Source organism: Achromobacter dolens (assembly GCF_902859745.1).
In the GTDB taxonomy this organism is placed as follows: domain Bacteria; phylum Pseudomonadota; class Gammaproteobacteria; order Burkholderiales; family Burkholderiaceae_B; genus Achromobacter; species Achromobacter dolens.
In genome coordinates this window covers 68,119-85,589 of record NZ_CADIJW010000016.1, presented here as the reverse complement: position 1 = coordinate 85,589, position 17,471 = coordinate 68,119, and the positions used below count along the sequence as shown (strand labels likewise).

16 protein-coding genes are annotated in these 17,471 nt (G+C 67.4%); 7 read left to right on the top strand and 9 right to left on the bottom strand.

Going from position 1 to position 17,471, the window contains the following annotated elements; all coding sequences use genetic code 11:
• Window positions 1-133 precede the first annotated feature (133 nt).
• Complete coding sequence (locus HV783_RS14220; RefSeq protein ID WP_175189349.1) at window positions 134-592, top strand: GNAT family N-acetyltransferase; 459 nt, start codon at window positions 134-136, stop codon at window positions 590-592.
• Between the two features lie 96 nt (window positions 593-688).
• Here the strand turns inward: HV783_RS14220 and HV783_RS14215 are convergent, their stop codons facing one another.
• The 3 genes from HV783_RS14215 to HV783_RS14205 form a co-directional block, all read right to left on the bottom strand.
• Window positions 689-1,342 (bottom strand): CoA transferase subunit B, encoded by a 654-nt coding sequence (locus HV783_RS14215; RefSeq protein WP_175189348.1) that lies wholly within the window; start codon window positions 1,340-1,342, stop codon window positions 689-691.
• 12 nt (window positions 1,343-1,354) lie between these two features.
• On the bottom strand, window positions 1,355-2,053 hold the full coding sequence (locus HV783_RS14210) for a CoA transferase subunit A (protein ID WP_054501524.1): 699 nt from the start codon (window positions 2,051-2,053) through the stop codon (window positions 1,355-1,357).
• Between the two features lie 298 nt (window positions 2,054-2,351).
• Window positions 2,352-2,801: an acyl-CoA thioesterase gene (locus tag HV783_RS14205; RefSeq protein ID WP_054501525.1), complete on the bottom strand. Its 450-nt coding sequence runs from the start codon at window positions 2,799-2,801 to the stop codon at window positions 2,352-2,354.
• 112 nt (window positions 2,802-2,913) lie between these two features.
• On the opposite strand from HV783_RS14205, the gene HV783_RS14200 reads away from it, so the two are divergent.
• The 6 genes from HV783_RS14200 to aptA all read left to right on the top strand — a co-directional run bounded on the left by HV783_RS14200 (window position 2,914) and on the right by aptA (window position 9,326).
• A complete protein-coding gene (locus HV783_RS14200) occupies window positions 2,914-4,560 on the top strand; it encodes an electron transfer flavoprotein-ubiquinone oxidoreductase (RefSeq protein ID WP_054416785.1) in 1,647 nt (548 codons plus the stop codon).
• A 15-nt stretch (window positions 4,561-4,575) separates the two neighbouring features.
• Window positions 4,576-5,421: an NAD-dependent epimerase/dehydratase family protein gene (locus HV783_RS14195; protein WP_116792760.1), complete on the top strand. Its 846-nt coding sequence runs from the start codon at window positions 4,576-4,578 to the stop codon at window positions 5,419-5,421.
• A 71-nt stretch (window positions 5,422-5,492) separates the two neighbouring features.
• Window positions 5,493-6,611 carry a cytochrome P450 family protein gene (locus HV783_RS14190; RefSeq protein WP_175189347.1) on the top strand — a complete coding sequence of 373 codons (1,119 nt, stop codon included), beginning with the start codon at window positions 5,493-5,495 and terminating at the stop codon, window positions 6,609-6,611.
• Window positions 6,608-6,952: an antibiotic biosynthesis monooxygenase family protein gene (locus HV783_RS14185; RefSeq protein ID WP_144654972.1), complete on the top strand. Its 345-nt coding sequence runs from the start codon at window positions 6,608-6,610 to the stop codon at window positions 6,950-6,952. The genes HV783_RS14190 and HV783_RS14185 overlap by 4 nt, the downstream gene beginning before the upstream one ends.
• A 50-nt stretch (window positions 6,953-7,002) precedes the next feature.
• Window positions 7,003-7,884, top strand: a complete 882-nt coding sequence (locus HV783_RS14180; RefSeq protein WP_175189346.1) for a GntR family transcriptional regulator — start codon at window positions 7,003-7,005, stop codon at window positions 7,882-7,884.
• Window positions 7,885-7,991: 107 nt separating this feature from the next.
• Window positions 7,992-9,326 carry an omega-aminotransferase AptA gene (gene aptA, locus HV783_RS14175; RefSeq protein WP_175189345.1) on the top strand — a complete coding sequence of 445 codons (1,335 nt, stop codon included), beginning with the start codon at window positions 7,992-7,994 and terminating at the stop codon, window positions 9,324-9,326.
• Between the two features lie 67 nt (window positions 9,327-9,393).
• Here the strand turns inward: aptA and ltaE are convergent, their stop codons facing one another.
• From ltaE to HV783_RS14145, 6 genes are all read right to left on the bottom strand, one after another.
• A complete protein-coding gene (gene ltaE / locus HV783_RS14170; RefSeq protein ID WP_054501531.1) occupies window positions 9,394-10,404 on the bottom strand; it encodes a low-specificity L-threonine aldolase in 1,011 nt (336 codons plus the stop codon).
• A gap of 42 nt (window positions 10,405-10,446) precedes the next feature.
• Window positions 10,447-11,334, bottom strand: coding sequence for a DMT family transporter (locus HV783_RS14165; protein ID WP_116792770.1), 888 nt, complete (start codon window positions 11,332-11,334; stop codon window positions 10,447-10,449).
• A 138-nt stretch (window positions 11,335-11,472) separates the two neighbouring features.
• Window positions 11,473-13,452 carry an acetate--CoA ligase gene (gene acs, locus HV783_RS14160; protein ID WP_054501532.1) on the bottom strand — a complete coding sequence of 660 codons (1,980 nt, stop codon included), beginning with the start codon at window positions 13,450-13,452 and terminating at the stop codon, window positions 11,473-11,475.
• A gap of 265 nt (window positions 13,453-13,717) precedes the next feature.
• Entirely contained in the window at window positions 13,718-15,058 is a 1,341-nt protein-coding gene (locus tag HV783_RS14155) for an MFS transporter (RefSeq protein ID WP_116792756.1), read from the bottom strand.
• The gene (locus tag HV783_RS14150) at window positions 15,055-15,462 is read right to left on the bottom strand and encodes a heme-binding protein (RefSeq protein WP_054501534.1); all 408 of its coding nucleotides are present in this window, start codon (window positions 15,460-15,462) and stop codon (window positions 15,055-15,057) included. The genes HV783_RS14155 and HV783_RS14150 overlap by 4 nt, the downstream gene beginning before the upstream one ends.
• The gene (locus HV783_RS14145) at window positions 15,459-17,348 is read right to left on the bottom strand and encodes a propionate--CoA ligase (protein WP_175189344.1); all 1,890 of its coding nucleotides are present in this window, start codon (window positions 17,346-17,348) and stop codon (window positions 15,459-15,461) included. The genes HV783_RS14150 and HV783_RS14145 overlap by 4 nt, the downstream gene beginning before the upstream one ends.
• Window positions 17,349-17,471 lie beyond the last annotated feature (123 nt).

The window sequence follows — 17,471 nt, the reverse complement described above, 5'->3', positions numbered from 1 at the left end:
TTTTAGATAAGAAAATTCATTTTCATACTAAGGGTATACCCGTGAATTTATGTAACAGTGCTTCAAAAGAAACGGGGCCGGTTTGATGTACGCTTGATCCCAGCCCTTCTTCCCCGCATTTCGGACTTTTCAAATGCCTCTCTGGACCTGCAAGCCCCACGCCGAATTGACCCTGGCCGAGCTCTACGCGATCCTGCGCCTGCGCTCGGAGGTCTTCGTGGTGGAACAGGATTGCGTCTTCCTGGACATGGACGGCAAGGACCTGCAGGGACAGACGGAACACCTGATGGCCTGGGAAAACGGCGCGCTGCTGGCCTATTGCCGCCTGCTCGAACCCGCGCTGAACGACGGCCAGGCGATCATTGGCCGCGTCATCACGGCGTCAGCGGCGCGCGGCACGGGCCTGGGCCACGAACTGATGCGCCGCGCCAAGGACGAAGTGGCGCGACTGTGGCCGGGCCAGCCGGTCTACCTGGGCGCGCAGGCCCGGTTGCGCGGCTATTACGGCGGGCACGGCTTCGTGCCGGTGACCGAGGAGTACATCGAGGATGGCATCCCGCACGTCGGCATGCTGCTGCGCGAAGCGGCCTGATCGCCACGCCCCGGGGCGCCCTGCCCGCCACGCCTGGCGGGCCTTCAATGAAAAACGCCCCTTGCGGGGCGTTATTCATGATGCCTTGGCGGCGGATTACTTGACCGCCGACACGTCCAGCTTGGCGTGCGTCTTGGACTGGATCTCCTCCACCGTCACGCCCGGCGCCGTTTCCAGCAATTTCAGGCCGTTGTCGGTGACTTCCATCACGCCCAGGTCGGTGATGATCAGGTCGACCACGCCCACGCCCGTCAGCGGCAGGTTGCATTCGGGCAGCAGCTTGATGTCCTCGGTGCCGTCCTTCTTCTTGGCCACGTGTTCCATCAGCACGACCACGCGGCCGACACCGGCCACCAGGTCCATCGCGCCGCCCATGCCCTTGACCATCTTGCCCGGGATCATCCAGTTGGCCAGGTCGCCCTTTTCGGACACCTGCATCGCGCCCAGGATGGCCAGGTTGATCTTGCCGCCGCGGATCATCGCGAACGAGTCGGCCGACGAGAAGATCGACGAGCCGGGCAGCGTCGTGACCGTCTGCTTGCCGGCGTTGATCAGGTCGGCGTCGACCTCGGCGTCGGTCGGGAACGGGCCGATGCCCAGCAGGCCGTTTTCGGATTGCAGCCAGACCTCGACGCCCTTGGGAACGTGGTTGGCCACCAGGGTCGGCAGGCCGATACCCAGGTTCACGTAAAAACCGTCTTGCAGCTCGCGCGCGGCGCGCGCCGCCATTTCATCGCGGGACCATGCCATGTCGTGTTCTCCTTAGGCCGGGCGAGTGGTGCGTTGTTCGATGCGCTTTTCCGGATTGGCGTTCAGCACGATCCGGTGCACATAGATGCCGGGCAGGTGGATCTGGTCAGGGTCCAGGCTGCCGGTGTCGACGATCTGCTCGACCTCGACCACCGTGAACTTGCCGGCCATCGCCACGTTCGGATTGAAGTTGCGCGCCGTCTTGCGGAACACCAGGTTGCCGCTGCGGTCGGCGATGTGCGCCTTGACCAGCGACACGTCCGGCACCAGCGAGCGTTCCATCACATATTGCTGGCCGTCGAATTCGCGGATTTCCTTGCCATCGGCGACGATGGTGCCCACGCCGGTGCGGGTGAAGAACGCCGGAATGCCGGCGCCGCCGGCGCGCAGCTTCTCGGCCAGCGTGCCCTGCGGCGTGAATTCGAGCTCGAGTTCGCCCGACAGGAACTGGCGTTCGAATTCCTTGTTCTCGCCCACGTACGACGCGATCATCTTGCGGACCTGGCGCGTGTTGAGCAACTGGCCCAGGCCGAAGCCGTCGACGCCCGCGTTATTGCTGATGCAAGTGAGATCCTTCACGCCCGAATCGCGCAGCGCGGCGATCAGGGCCTCGGGAATGCCGCAAAGGCCGAAACCGCCGACGGCGATCATCTGGCCGTCCTTGACGATGCCTGCCAGCGCCTCCTGGGCGCTTGCAAAAACCTTGTCCATCGCTCCAACTCCTAGTTAAGGTCGAACTGAAGAGGATCCGCCCGCCTTGCCGGACCGCTTGCCCCGAGAAGGAGGCCGGCGATCCTGGGTGGACCCTGTTTTTACTTGGGGCGCGGCTGCCGGTTTCGCGGTCCGGCGGCATCGCGGCCGGGCCCGATGCCTGCTGGCTCGCGGCGCCGAGGGTGGCGCGCCCTGTCATTCGTATTGTGGTTCTGTCCTGGATTTTAACGGCATGGCCGGCAAATGCGGGCGTCGTTTCAAACGCCGCATCGAAGTCGGACCGCCACCGCCCCCGCGCCTAGGCGGCCGGCTGGAACTGCGTGGCCATTTTCGCCAGCACTTCGGGCGGCCACGGAGCGGACGTATTGGCCACGTAATCCATCCACACCAGCACGTTACGGCCGCGGGCATAGGGACCCGCGTCATCGCCGACCTTCTCGAGCAGCAGCTCGAATTCCGCGCTGGAACGACCGATGCGCGTCACCTTGTGCGTCACCCGCACCGTCGCCGGATAGGTCAACGGGCGCAGGAAATCACAGGATGCATGCGCCAGGATGGCGCCGTCATCGGCCGGCAATTCGAAGCCCGCGTCATAGAGGATCTGCATGCGCGCCTCTTCCATGAGGCGGAAATACAGCGTGTTGTTGAGATGGTTCAAGGCGTCGGAATCGCCCCAACGCAAAGGCAAATCCACTTGGTGGGTGTCGCCCACCGCCAGAATCCGCGCAGACAGAGTGTCCGGGTTCACCAATTGCTCCTGATGTCTGATGGAAATGCGAAGACGTGCAAGGTCTCCGCCTGCAATACAATCGCCGATAATACTTCCAGCCATATATGGAATACATACGGGGAGCTTTGCAATGTCTGAACGCGAGTCGATGGAATATGACGTGGTCGTGGTTGGCGGGGGTCCCGCCGGCCTGGCCACCGCTATCCGTCTGAAGCAGCTAGCCGCTGAAAAGAATCAGGAAATCGGCGTCTGCGTCCTGGAAAAAGGCGCCGAACTGGGCGCCCACATCCTTTCCGGGGCGGTGATGGATCCGCTGGCGCTGACCGAACTGATTCCCGACTGGAAAGACAAGGGCGCCCCGCTCAATGTGCCCGTGACGCAGGACAAATTCCTGTTCCTGTCCGAGAACGGCGCGCGCGCCACCCCCAATTGGCTGCTGCCGCCCTGTTTCCACAATGAAGGCAACTACATCGTCCGCCTGGGCGACGTGGTCAAGTGGCTGGGCGAGCAGGCCGAGGCGCTGGGCGTCGAGATCTTCCCCGGCTTCGCGGCGGTCGAAGTGCTGTACGACGAGAACGGCGCGGTGCGCGGCGTGGCCACCGGCGACATGGGCGTGGCCCGCGACGGCAGCCATACCGCCCACTACCAGCCCGGCATGGAACTGCACGCGCGCTACACGGTGTTCGCCGAAGGCGCGCGCGGCCAGCTCGGCCGCCAATTGATCGAACGCTACAAGCTCGACGATGGCCGCGACCCGCAGGCCTACGGCATCGGCATCAAGGAAATGTGGGAAGTCGATCCGGCTCAGTCCAAGCCCGGCCTGGTGATCCACACCGCCGGCTGGCCGCTGGATTCCGACACCTACGGCGGCTCGTTCCTCTACCACCTGGACAACAACCTGGTGGCGGTGGGGATGATCGTCGGCCTGGACTACGCCAACCCCTGGCTGTCGCCGTTCGACGAATTCCAGCGCTACAAGACCCACCCCGCCATCCGCGGCACCTTCGAAGGCGGCAAGCGCATCGCCTATGGCGCGCGCGCCATCACGGCGGGCGGCCTGCTGTCGCTGCCCAAGCTGACCTTCCCCGGCGGCGTGCTGGTCGGCTGTGAGGCCGGCTTCCTGAACGCCTCGCGCATCAAGGGCAGCCATGCCGCCATCAAGTCCGGCAAACTGGCCGCCGAGGCCGCGTTCGACGCGTTGGTGGCCGACCGCCGCCACGACGAACTGGCCGCGTATCCCGAGGCCTTCAAGAATTCGTGGCTGCACACCGAGCTGAACAAGGCGCGCAACTTCAAGCAGTGGTTCAAGAAGGGCCGCACCGTGGCCACGCTGATGACCGGCATCGAGCAACTGGTGTTCAAGGGCAAGATGCCGTGGACCCTGCGCCACAGCAAGCCCGATCACGCCTGCCTGCAGCCGGCCTCGCAGTGCGCCCGCATCGATTACCCCAAGCCCGACGGCAAGCTGACCTTCGACAAGCTCAGCTCGGTGTTCATCTCCAACACCAACCACGACGAGAACGAGCCCGTCCACCTGACGCTGAAGGATCCCTCAGTGCCGGTGCAGGTCAACCTCGCCAAGTACGGCGGTCCGGAATCGCGCTACTGTCCTGCTGGCGTCTACGAGTTCGTCAAGGACGACCATGGCGAGGACCGCCTGCAGATCAACGCGCAGAACTGCGTGCACTGCAAGACCTGCGACATCAAGGACCCGACCCAGAACATCGTCTGGGTGGCGCCGCAGGGCGGCGAGGGCCCGGTCTACAGCGGCATGTAGCAGGCGTCGGCGGCCATGGCTGAACGCGTGCTTTTCATCGGCTGCGGCGATCTCGGCCAACGCGCCGCGCGCCGCCTGCTGGCGCGCGGCGACACGGTCTACGCATTGCGCCGCCACCCGCCGGCCGACGACGCCAGCGGCATCCGCTGGCTGGCAGGCGACATCAGCCAACCGGATAGCCTGCCGGCGCTGCCGGCAGGCATCACCCGCGTGATCCACGTCGCCACGGCTGGCGCGCGCGATCCCGCCGCCTATCGCGCCGTGTTCGTCGACGGCCTGAACCACGTGCTGGATGCGCTCGACACGCGCCAGGTCGAGCGCGTCGTGTTCGTATCGTCCAGCGCGGTGTATGGCGAACATCGCGGCGACTGGGTCGATGAAGACACGCCGCCCGCGCCGCAAGGCTTCAACGGCCGTATCCTGCTCGAGGCGGAAGCGGCGCTGGCCGCGCGCGCGATCCCGCACACCACCCTGCGCTTCGCCGGCCTCTACGGCCCCGGCCGCCTGCAACTGATCGAACGGCTGCGGACGGGCAAGGCCAGCGCGCCGCTCGAACCGCCGCACTGGGCCAACCGCATCCACATCGACGACGCCGCGGCCGCCATCGCGCACGTGGCGCTGCTGCCCGATGCGTTGCCGGTCTACATCGGCTGCGACGACACGCCCCTGCCGCTGCATGAACTCTATGCCGAGCTGGCGCGGATGATCGGCGCCCCGGCGCCTGGCGACGGCCCCGCGCCCAATGGGGTCGGCAGCAAGAAGCTCAACAACGCCCGTCTGCGGGCCAGCGGCCTGGCGCTGCAATGGCCGGACTCGCGCGCCGGCTATGCCGCGCTGCTGGCGGACACCGCGCAGGCATAGTTCGACCCGGGCCGAATCGTCGCTGGCGCGACGCGGTGATACTGGCGGTCCCCGAGCCAGCCGCGCCGCCCATGTCCACGCCCTTTCCTACCGATCCGCTGCAGGCGGTCACGCACGTCGATCCCTATCCCTATTACGCCGCGCTGGCCCGCGATCGCCCCCTCTACCGGGACACTCGGCTGGGCCTGTGGGTGGCCAGCGATCCAAGGCTGATCCGCGACATCATGCGCCACCCCGCCGCCCGTGTGCGCCCCCTCGCCGAGCCAGTGCCCAAGGGAATCGCCGCGGGTCCCGCCGGCCTGCTGTTCGGCCGCTTCCTGCGGATGAACGATGGTCCGCGGCAGCGCCGTCTCAAGAGATTGTTCAGCGGCTTCCTGGCGCGACAGGCGCCGCTGGCCCCCGCGCCCGACTGGCAACGGCTGGACCTGGACGCACGCTCGGCCAGCAGCGTCGACCGCTGCCTGCACGCCGCCCCGGTTTTTGCGCAAGCCTGTGCCATCGGCCTGCCTGGCGCCGTGGCCGCGGAATGCGCACGCGATATCGGCGCGTTCCTCGCAGCCCTGCCGCCCTCCGCCGCCGAGGACCGGACGGCGGCCGGACACGCGGCGGCCGAGCGCCTGCTGGCGCGCCTGCGCGCCCATTTGGATGATGCCGCCGCCAGCCCGGCCTTGCGCGAATTGCGCGTCCTCGGCACAGAGGCCGGCCTGGATCCGATGCTGCTGGCCGCCAACCTGGCGGGCCTGCTGTTCCAGGCCTGCGAAGCCGGCGCCGGCCTGCTGGGCAATGCGCTGCTGCGCGCCGCGCGCCTGGGATCCGGCGCGGACCTGACGCGGGCGCAGGCCTGGGAAATGGTCGATGCGACGCTGCGGCACGACCCGCCCATCCACAACACCCGCCGCTTCCTGGCCGGCCCGATTGAACTGGATGGCCAGCGCATCGAGGCCGACGAGACCGTGCTGCTGGTGCTGGCCGCGGCCGCCATGGCGCAACCCGATGCGCACTGGACTTTCGGCGCACAGAGTCATGCCTGCCCGGGCCGCGACGCGGCACGGCGCGATGCGGCCGGCGCGCTCGTTCACCTGCTGAAGGCCGGCATCGATGGCGCCGCCCTGGCGGCGCGCTTTCGCTACCGCCCCCTGCCCAACGCGCGCATTCCCCAATTTGATTTCACCGAGGAGCCCACCCCATGATCGCCGTGATATTCGAAGTCGAGCCCGCCGACGGCAATGCCGCGCCCTATCTGCACATCGCCGCGGGCCTGATCGATGAACTGAAGACCATAGACGGCTTCCTTTCGGTCGAGCGCTTCCAGAGCCTGACGACCCCAGGCAAGCTGCTGTCGCTGTCGTTCTGGCGCGACGAGGACGCGGTCAGGCGCTGGCGCTCGCTGGAATCGCATCGCCGCGCCCAGGAAGCGGGACGGGGCGGCGTGTTCGCCAACTATCGCTTGCGCGTCGCGCAGGTGCTGCGCGACTATGGCATGCGGGACCGAGACCAGGCGCCGGGCGACAGTCGCGCGCATCATGGCTGAGGCCGCGTCTGTCCGTTACCATTGCAGCACCGCCGTTCCCGCGCTCCTCCATGCCTCCTGCCGCTCCCGCCCGCCCCACTGCGCTGCAAGTCGACCTGGCGCGCCTGATCGCACAGGACATCGTGGCGCGGCGCCACGCGCCTGGCGCCCACTTGTCCGAGGAAGCGCTGGCGGCGAGCTATGAGGTATCACGTACCCCGGTGCGCGGCGCGCTGCGGCTGCTGGCTACCCAGGGGCTGATCACGCATCGTCCCAACAGCGGCTACACCGTGGCCGAAAACGCCGCCCAGGCCTCGCCCGCCATCGCCGGCGCGGGTCCGACCCAGGACGAACTCTACCGCCGCCTGATCGCCGACCGCGCCACCCGCGTGCTGCCCGACCAGTTCACCGAGCGCGAGCTGCTGCAGCGCTATCCCGCGCCGCGCAGCGTGCTGGCCAAGGCCCTGCTGCAGTTGTCGGCCGACGGCCTGCTGGAAAAGCGCAAGGGCCACGGCTGGCAATTCGCGCCCTCGCTGGAGAACCGCGAGGCGCTCGACGAAAGCTACCGCTTCCGCATGACGATCGAATGCGCCGGCCTGCTGGAGCCAACGTTCCGGCTCGACCGTAATGCCCTGGAGCGCATGCGCGCCGCGCACGAGGCGCTGATCCAGCGCGACGACGCCGGGATCTCGGCCGCTGAGTTCTTCGGCCTGAACGCCGCGTTCCACGAAATGCTCGCGCGCTGCTCCGGCAACCGCTACATCCTGCAGGCCGTACAACAGCAGAATCAATTGCGCCGCCTGGAAGAACACGCCGCGTTCCACCGCGAAGCGCGCTTCGTGGACTCCAGCAACGAACACCTGCGCATCATCGCCGCGCTGGAAGCCGGCGACCAGGAAAAGGCCTCGCAACTCATGCGCGAACACCTTTCGACCTCACTGCGGCAATCCTGAACCTGCATTCCCGAACCGCCGTTCCGTCTTTTCTGCCCTCTAAATTGTATTTTTCTTATTATTAATACAAAATGGTCGCACCTGAACTTCCTTGAAGCAGCAAGCCCATGCCCTCGCCCACGCCTCATCTGTCCTCTCCCCTCAACGCCGACGCCTATTGGATGCCCTTCACCGCCAACCGTCGCTACAAGCGCGATCCGGTGCTTTTCAGCGCGGCCGAGGGCATGCACTACATCCGGCCCGACGGCCGCCGCGTGCTGGACGGCATCGCGGGCCTGTGGTGCGTCAACGCCGGCCATCGCCGGCCCGAAATCGTCGAGGCCATCGCCCGCACCGCCTATGAGCTGGACTACGCGCCGTCGTTTCAGATGAGCCATCCGCTGGCGTTCGAATTGGCCGAAAAGCTGTGCGAAGAGGCGCCCGCCGGTTTCTCCAACGTGTTTTTTTCCAACTCCGGATCCGAGGCCGTCGATACCGCCCTCAAGATTGCGCTGGGCTACCACCGCGCGCGCGGCGAAGGCCAACGCGTGCGCCTGATCGGCCGCGAACGCTCGTATCACGGCGTGGGGTTCGGCGGCCTGTCGGTCTCGGGCATCGGCGGCCATCGCAAGCCGTTCGGCAACCTGCTGCCCTATGTGGACCATCTGCCGCATACCTACGACCGCGAGCGGATGGCCTACAGCCGCGGCCAGCCGGACTGGGGCGCGCACCTGGCCGATGCGCTCGAGCGCATCGTGGCGCTGCACGACGCCTCCACCATCGCCGCTGTCATCGTCGAACCGGTGGCCGGATCCACCGGCGTGCTGGTGCCGCCACGCGGTTACCTGCAGAAGCTGCGCGAGATCTGCGACCGGCACGGCATCCTGTTGATCTTCGACGAAGTGATCTGCGCCTTCGGCCGCGTCGACGGCGCCTTCGCCTCGGCGCATTTCGGCGTCACGCCCGACCTCATCACCAGCGCCAAGGGGCTGACCAACGGCGCCATTCCGATGGGCGCGACGCTGGTGCGCCAGCATGTCTACGACGCCTTCATGCAAGGCCCGGAGAACGCCATCGAGCTGGCCCACGGCTACACCTACTCGGGCCACCCGGTGGCCTGCGCGGCCGGGCTGGCAATGCTGGACATCTGCCGCCGCGACGGCCTGTTCCAGCGCAGCCGCGACCTATGGCGCTATTGGGAGGACGCGGCCCACGGCCTCAAGGGCCTGCCGCACGTGGTGGACATCCGCAACATCGGCCTGCTGGCCGCGATCGAACTGGCGCCGCTCGCGGGCAAGCCGGGCCAGCGCGGCTATGCCGTGCACCAGGCCTGCCTGGAACGCGGCTGCCTGATCCGCGCGGCCGGCGACACCATGCTGCTGTCGCCCCCGCTGGTCATCGAGCCCGCGCAGATCGACGAGCTGTTCTCCGTGCTGGCGCAGGTGCTGCGCGCCGGCGACTGACCCGACGTGGCGGGAGGCATGCCGGCATGGGCGGTCCCTTGCGGGCCAGCCCGCCTTACGCTATCGGTCATCGCAGATGGCGAGCGACGGCCTCGATCACCCGGCGCACGTCCGCGCTCGACACATCCAGATGCGTCACCAGGCGCGTCGGCCCGCCGTAAACCGCGCGCATCAGGATGCCATCGGCAGCCAGCGCGGCGGTCAGCGCATCGCAACGCGCCGGCTCGAATTCCGCGAACACCATGTTGGTGTCCTGGCTCAGGACCCGCACGCCGGTGATACCGCGCAGGCCGTCGGCCAGCAGGCGTGCGTTGGCGTGATCCTGCGCCAGGCGTTCGACGTTATGTTCCAGCGCGTACAGGCAGGCCGCAGCCAGCACGCCCGACTGGCGCAGGCCGCCGCCCAGCACCTTGCGCCAGCGGCGCGCGCGGGCGATCAGTTCGGCGCTGCCCACCAGCACCGAACCGACCGGCGCCCCCAGCCCCTTGGAAAAGCAGATCGACACAGAATCGAATGGCTGGCACATCTCGGCCAGCGGCTTGCCGCTGGCGACGGCGGCGTTGAACACGCGGGCCCCGTCCAGGTGTGTGGCGAGGCCATGGCCGCGGGCCCAGTCGGTCGCCGCGCGCACGTAATCCGCCGGAATCAGCTTGCCATGGAAGGTGTTCTCCAACGCCAGCAGCCGGGTGCGGGCGAAGTGCGGATCGCCTTCGGGCTTGAGCGCGGCAGCGAGCTTCTCCAGCGGCAGAGAGCCATCCTCGGCGTGCTCGATGGGCTGGGGCTGGATGCTGGCCAGCACCGCCGCGCCGCCGCCCTCGTACTTGTAGGTATGGGCCTGCTGGCCCACCAGGTACTCGTCGCCGCGTTCGCAATGGGCCATCAGGCCGGCCAGATTGCTCTGCGTGCCCGACGGAAAGAACAGGCCCGCGACCTTGCCCGCCCGCTCGGCAACTGCCTGCTGCAACTGGATGACCGTGGGGTCATCGCCCATCACATCGTCGCCCAGCGGCGCGCTGACCATGGCCTGCAACATGGCCGGAGACGGCCGGGTGACGGTATCACTGCGCAAATCGATCATGAAGCTTCCTTGAAGGAGAACGGAATCCGGTTAACGGGCCGATCAGCCCGCGCGCGCGGCAGGCGCCGCGCGACTAACGACAAAAATGCCGGCAAGGATCAGGGCCATGCCGCCCAGCTCGACCGGCGACGGACGCTCGGACAGCACCGCCCACGCCATCAGCATCGCCACCACCGGCACGCCCAGGCTGGAAAGGCCGGCAATCGAAGCCGGAACCCGCCGCACCACCTGCAGCCACAGCAGCCAGCCGGCGGCCGTGGCGATCAGGACGATATAGACCATGCCGGTCCACAGTTGCCAGCCCCACTGCGCCGGGATCTGCGGCGCCAGCCACGCCACCGGCGTCATCACCAGTCCGCCAAACAGCATCTGCCAGGCCGTGAAGGTCATCACGTCGGGCGCGTGACGCTCGAACATGCGCTTGGACAGCACCGTGCCCACGCCCCAGCACAGGCCGCTGCCCAGCCCCAGCAGCACCGGCCGCATTTCGCCCACGCCGTGCCAGGGTTCGATGAACAGCACCAGTCCGATCGCGGCCAGGCCGATGCCGACGCCGTGGCGGGCCGTCGGCCGCTCGCCCAGCAGGCCCCACGCGAACAGCACCACCCAGAACGGCATGGTATAGGCCATCAACGACACCTTGCCGACGCCGCCGGATACCAGCGCAGTCTGCACGAAGCCCTGGAAACCGGCGGTCTGGGTCAGGCCGATCAGCAAGGTCAGCTTCCACGACGGCAGGCCCAACGGCCGCCGGGTGGCGGCGGCCAGCGCGAACAGCACCAGCGCGCCGGTCACGTAGCGCAGCGCCACGAAATCGAACGGACCGATGTACGGCACGATCAGCTTCATCGCGATCCAGCTCCCCGCCCACACGAGGATGGTGCTGAACATCAGGGCCAGCCCTGCGCGATCGAAACTGCTGCGGCTCACGGCGGCGTCTCCAGTGAAAGTGGCGAAGGAAAAAACGACGATGCCCATGCCGGCAAACCGGCATGGGCATCTCGCATTATGCTCCCGTTGGGCGGGCGACCGTCCGCGCCGTCCGCATGACGGACGGCGCGCGCCGCGTCACAGCGGCTTGGACAGTTGTTCCAGGATGGCGGGGTTTTCCAGCGTGGACACGTCCTGCGTCACTTCCTCGCCCTTGGCGACCACGCGCAGCAGGCGGCGCATGATCTTGCCAGAGCGGGTCTTGGGCAGGTTGTCGCCGAAGCGGATGTCCTTGGGCTTGGCGATCGGGCCGATTTCCTTGGCCACCCAGTCGCGCAGCGTCTTGGCGATGGCCTGCGCCTCGGCGCCTTCGGGACGGGCGCTCTTGAGCACCACGAAAGCCACCACGGCTTCGCCGGTGGTGTCGTCGGGACGGCCGACCACGGCGGCCTCGGCCACCAGTTCGTGCGCGACCAGCGCGGATTCCACTTCCATCGTGCCCAGGCGGTGGCCCGACACGTTGAGCACGTCGTCGATGCGGCCCATGATCCAGAAGTAGCCGTCCGCATCGCGCTGCGCGCCGTCGCCGGCCAGGTAATAACCGCGCAGTTCCGACGGGAAGTAGCTCTTCTTGAAGCGCTCCGGGTCGCCCCAGATGTTGCGGATCATCGCCGGCCACGGACGCTTGATCACCAGGAAGCCGCCGTTGCCCTGGTCGACGTCGCCGCCGGTCTCATCGACGATGGCGGCGGCGATGCCCGGCAGCGGCAGGGTGCACGAGCCCGGCTTGGTCGGCGTGGCGCCCGGCAGCGGCGTGATCATGTGGCCGCCGGTCTCGGTCTGCCACCAGGTGTCGACGATGGGGCAGCGCTCGCGGCCGACGTTCTTGTGATACCAGATCCAGGCTTCGGGGTTGATGGGCTCGCCCACCGTGCCGATGATGCGCAGGCTGTCCAGGTCGTATTTGGACGGATGGGTCTCGGGCGCGGCCTCGGCGGCCTTGATCAGCGAGCGGATCGCGGTCGGCGCGGTGTAGAAGGTGGTGACCTTGTGGCGCGCGATCATGTCCCAGAAGCGGCCGGCGTTGGGGAACGTCGGCACGCCCTCGAACACCACCTGCGTCAGGCCCGCGGCCAGCGGGCCGTAGGTGATGTAGGTATGGCCGGTGACCCAGCCCACGTCGGCCGTGCACCAGTAGACGTCGTCCTTGCGCGCGTCGAAGGTCCACTTGACGGTCAGCAGCGCCCACAGCAGGTAGCCGGCGGACGAGTGCTGCACGCCCTTGGGCTTGCCGGTGGAACCGGAGGTGTACAGGATGAACAGCGGATGCTCGGCATTGACCGGCACCGGCTCGCAGGTGTCGGCCTGGCCGGCCTCGACGTCGTGCATCCAGAGATCGCGGCCTTCGTTCCAGGCCACCTTGCCGCCGGTGCGGCGATAGACGATGACGCGCTTGACGGCTTCGCAGCCGCCCATGGCAATGGCGTCTTCCACCGCCGGCTTGAGCGGAATGGTCTTGCCGCCGCGCACCTGCTCGTCGGCGGTGATGACCAGCGAGGCGCCGACGTCGACGATGCGCTCCTGCAGGCTCTTGGCCGAGAAGCCGCCGAACACCACCGAATGCGTCACGCCCAGGCGGGCGCAGGCCTGCATCGCCACCACGGCCTCGATCGACATGGGCATGTAGATGATGGCGCGGTCGCCCTTCTTGTAGCCCAGCTTGGCGATGCCGTTGGCGAAGCGGCACACGCGCGCCAGCAGTTCGCGGTAGGTGACCTTGACGACCTTGCCGTCATCGGACTCGAAGATGATGGCGGTCTTGTCGGCGTTGCCGTTGGTCAGGTGCACGTCCAGGCAGTTGGCCGAAACGTTCAGTTCGCCGTCGCCGAACCAGCGGTAGAACGGCGCGTTGGATTCGTCCAGCACCTCGGTGAACGGCTTGGTCCACTGCAGGTTGTCGCGGGCCTGGCCGGCCCAGAAACCGTCGAAATCCTTTTCGACCTGCGCGCACAACGCGTTGTAGGCGTCCATGCTGGGAATCGCGGCGCCCTGCGCCGCGCGCTCCGGCGGCGGGAACACCCGGGTTTCCACCAGTACGGACTCAATAGCATTCGACATGATCTTGTCTCCAATCTGTGATTCTGTTGTTGATGCCGTTTTTATCTGACTGCCCACTCGCAACCGTATCGCCGCGCTCTTACGGGCACCTTACGCAAAATACGGGCCATAAGCCCGTATCCCGCGGAAACGCGCGCCAAACATGGCGGCAACGGCATCGACAACTGACAGCGCAATACGCAACCCGCCGGACATCGCGCCGCCATCAGGCGCAGCGATGTCCGGGACTTCATAAGAATATCAGTTGCGGCGAACGCCCGCGCCGTCATGCGGCGCGGCGCGCCAGGCCGCGCGCCATGTCCACGCGCGACAGCAGGATCAGGCCGCCGACAAAGAACAGGCCGGTGACCAGGATGGCCAGACGGTGGTTGCCATGCGTGGCCCAGGTCACCAAGCCGTAGGTCAGCGGGCCGATGACCGCGGCCAGTTGCACCGCGAACGTCCACAGTGAGAAGAATTCGGCCAGGCGTCCGGCCGGCGCCAGCGCGCCGGTCATGGCGCGGCCCGCGCTCTGCGTCGTGCCCATGCACAGGCCGGCCAGCGTCGCGGCCACCCAGAACACCGGCGCCGTCGCCGCGGCGTAGGCCACCAGCACCATCAGGATCCAGCCGCACAGCGTGATCGCCAGCGCCGGCTTGTGGCCGATGCGGTCCTGCACATAGCCGAACGAGAACGCGCCGGCAGCGGCGCCGATGTTGACGGTGAACACCAACAGCATGATCTGCGGCGTGGTGAAACCCATGACCTCCGAGGCATACACCGCGGCAAGCGTGATCACCACCGAAATGCCGGCCTGATAGCAGGCGATGCACATCAGCAGGCGGCGGAACTCGGGAAAATGCTGGCCGGTTTCGCGCCAGGCGTAGGCCAGGCGCTTGAGCATCGCCAGCGCCGCTTGCGGTTCGCCGGAAGGCCGCGCGCGCTCGCGCAACAGGAAGAACGACGGCAGCGCCGCCAGCGCGAACACCGCGCAGGTCACCAGGATGACGCGCGGCACGAAGTGTTCGGCGTCGAGGCCGTCGGCCTCGGCCAGTTTCACCACCACCAGCGACAGGCCCAGGGTGAGCATGCCGCCGCAGTAGCCGAAGCTCCAGCCCCAGCCCGACACCCGGCCCAGCGCCGACGGCTTGGCCAACTCGGGCAGGAATGCCGCCACCACGGACTCGCCGACGCAGTAGCAATAGTTGGAGACGACGATGGCGGCCAGCGCCAGCCATACATCGCCCGGCCCCGCCTGGGTCAGCACCAGCGTGGCGGCCACGCAGCCGATCGTGCTGCTGTACAGCAGGCGCCGCTTGCCGGCGCGCGCGTCGGCGCGCGCGCCCAGCGTGGGCATCGTCAGCATGATGAGCAGATAGGACAGCGACAGCGCCGCGGTCCAGGCCAGCGTGGCCCACGGCGCGCGGCCGCCGACCACGCCGACGAAATAGGTGCTGAACACCGCCGTGAGGATCACGGTGGTGTAGCCGGAATTGGCGAAGTCGTACATGGCCCAGGCCCAGACTTCGCGCTTGGCCACGCCGGGGTTCAGCGGACTCCTGTCCGCCGCCCCGCCGGCGGAGACGGCGGCGCCATCGGGCGCCTGCCGCGGCGTTTCCTGGCTCACAGACCCAGCGCGGCGATGCCAGCCTGGGCGATCTGGGCGTCTTCGGTGGACTTCACGCCCGACACGCCGACCGCGCCCACCACCTGGCCGTTGGCCACGATCGGCACGCCGCCTTCCAGCATGCCTTCGATCAGCGGCGCCGACAGGAAGGAATAGCGGCCGTTGTTGATGATCTCTTCGTAGACGCGCGACTCACGGCGGCCCAGGGCCGCGGTCTTGGCCTTGGCCGGCGCAATGTGCGAGGAAATGGGCGCGGCGTCGTCCAGTCGCAGCATGCCGAGCAGGTGACCGCCGTCGTCGGATACGGCGATGGTGACGGCCCACTTGTTCTGCTGGGCGTGTGCTTCGGCCGCGGCCAGGATCTTCTTGACGTCTTCGGCGGTCAGCACGGGTTTGGTATTCATTGCAGCGACTCCTTGATCTGTTCGAGGGTGGTGGGATCTTCGATCGTGGTCAGGTCGCCGGGATCACGGCCTTCGCATACCGCGACAATGGCGCGGCGCAACACCTTGCCCGAGCGGGTCTTGGGCAACGCGCCCACGAACCGGATGCGGGCCGGTCGCGCCACCGCGCCCAGCTGATCTTCCACCAGCCGCATGATATCCGCTTCCAGTTGCTTTGCGCCCTCCGCCGTCTCCGCCGCCGCGGGATTCTTCAGCACGGCGAAGGCCATCGCCGCCTGCCCCTTGAGCGCGTCCGCCACGCCCACCACCGCGCACTCGGCGATGCCGCTATGGCTGTTGACCGACTCCTCGATCTCGCGCGTGCCCAGGCGGTGGCCGGCCACGTTGATCACGTCGTCGGTGCGTCCCAGGATGAACCAATACCCATCCGCGTCGACCAGCCCCCAATCGAAGGTCGAATACACCTGGCGCCCCGGGATCGACGTGAAATAGGTCTGGACGAAGCGCTCGTCGTCGCCCCAGATGGTCGACATGGCGCCCGGCGGCAACGGCGGCACAATGGCGACCACGCCCTTCTGGTCGGGTCCGAGGTCCTCGCCGCTGGACTCGCTGACGATGCGCGCATCAAAACCATAGACCGGGAACGATGGACTGCCGAAGCGCGTCGGCACCTTTTCCACGCCCGGCTGCGCCGACAGAATGGGCCAGCCGGACTCGGTCTGCCAATAGTTGTCGATGATGGGCTTGCCCAGGCCCTCGGAAATCCATTGCGCGGTGGGCTCATCGAGCGGCTCGCCCGCCAGGTACACCGCCCGCAGCGAGGACAGGTCATGCTTGCGCAGCAAGGCCGGGTCCTGGCGCTTGAGCACCCGCACCGCCGTCGGCGCCGAAAACAGCGTGTTGACGCCGAACTGCTCCACCAGCTTCCACAGGATGGCGCCGTCGGGGCGCACCGGTGTGCCTTCGTACAGCACGGTCGCCTGCCCGCCAATCAGCGGGCCATACACAATGTAGGAATGCCCCACCACCCAGCCGATGTCGCTGGTGCAGAAGAACGTGTCGCCGGCCTTGCCGTCGAACAGATATTCCATCGACGACGCCAGCGCCACCGCATAGCCGCCGGTGTCGCGCTGCACGCCCTTGGGCTTGCCGGTGGTGCCGGACGTGTACAGGATATAGCTCGGTTCGGACGACTCCAGCCAGGTCACCGGCACGTGGACGCCGCGCTGCGCAGCGCGCAGGGTGGCGTAGTCCAGGTCGCGGCCGGCGACCGGCTCGAACGGCGCCAGGCCACGGTCGAACACCACCACCGAGGCCGGCGGCGTCTTGCACAGCGCCAGCGCCCGGTCCAGCAGCGGCTTGTAGGGCACCACCTTGCCGCCGCGCGAGCCGCCGTCGGTGCACACCACCACCTTGGGCGCGGCATCGTCGATACGCTGTGCCAGGTTGACCGAGGCGAAACCGCCGAACACCACCGAATGCACCGCGCCGATGCGGGCGCAGGCGAGCATGGTGAAGACCGCCTCGGGCACCATCGGCATATAGAGCAATACGCGATCGCCGCGTCCCACGCCCAGGTCCTGCAGCATCGCGGCGGCCGCGTTCACTTCGTCATAGACGTCCTGGCGGGTGTAGATGCGCTCGCGCTCGACTTCGGTGGAGACCCAGATCAGGGCCGGCTTGTCGGCCTGGGTCGGCAACCAGCGGTCCACGGCGTTGTAACAGAGGTTGGTCGTCCCGCCCACGAACCACTTGGCGAAAGGCGGCCGGGAAAAATCCAGGACCGACTCGAACGGCGTATCCCAGTGCACCCGGCCGGCCTGCTCGCGCCAGAAGGCGTCGCGGTCGTGCACCGAGCGGTAATGGAAATCCCGGGTTTTTTGCATTTTTGTCTCCTGTTATTGTGCATACGCCGTATGGCTGATTGCTTTCTTTTCGAATCCTTTGGTCATTCTGGTGGGCAAACCTTGCACGAGGCTTGCCGCAGGTCAAAAAATTCTGCCACGCGT

Coding starts and splice junctions, on each gene's coding strand:
- HV783_RS14220 (WP_175189349.1), top strand. CDS start 134: ATGCCTCTCTGGACCTGCAAGCCCCACGCCGAATTGACCCTGGCCGAG.
- HV783_RS14215 (WP_175189348.1), bottom strand. CDS start 1,342: ATGGCATGGTCCCGCGATGAAATGGCGGCGCGCGCCGCGCGCGAGCTG.
- HV783_RS14210 (WP_054501524.1), bottom strand. CDS start 2,053: ATGGACAAGGTTTTTGCAAGCGCCCAGGAGGCGCTGGCAGGCATCGTC.
- HV783_RS14200 (WP_054416785.1), top strand. CDS start 2,914: ATGTCTGAACGCGAGTCGATGGAATATGACGTGGTCGTGGTTGGCGGG.
- HV783_RS14195 (WP_116792760.1), top strand. CDS start 4,576: ATGGCTGAACGCGTGCTTTTCATCGGCTGCGGCGATCTCGGCCAACGC.
- HV783_RS14190 (WP_175189347.1), top strand. CDS start 5,493: ATGTCCACGCCCTTTCCTACCGATCCGCTGCAGGCGGTCACGCACGTC.
- HV783_RS14185 (WP_144654972.1), top strand. CDS start 6,608: ATGATCGCCGTGATATTCGAAGTCGAGCCCGCCGACGGCAATGCCGCG.
- HV783_RS14180 (WP_175189346.1), top strand. CDS start 7,003: ATGCCTCCTGCCGCTCCCGCCCGCCCCACTGCGCTGCAAGTCGACCTG.
- aptA (WP_175189345.1), top strand. CDS start 7,992: ATGCCCTCGCCCACGCCTCATCTGTCCTCTCCCCTCAACGCCGACGCC.
- ltaE (WP_054501531.1), bottom strand. CDS start 10,404: ATGATCGATTTGCGCAGTGATACCGTCACCCGGCCGTCTCCGGCCATG.
- acs (WP_054501532.1), bottom strand. CDS start 13,452: ATGTCGAATGCTATTGAGTCCGTACTGGTGGAAACCCGGGTGTTCCCG.
- HV783_RS14150 (WP_054501534.1), bottom strand. CDS start 15,462: ATGAATACCAAACCCGTGCTGACCGCCGAAGACGTCAAGAAGATCCTG.
- HV783_RS14145 (WP_175189344.1), bottom strand. CDS start 17,348: ATGCAAAAAACCCGGGATTTCCATTACCGCTCGGTGCACGACCGCGAC.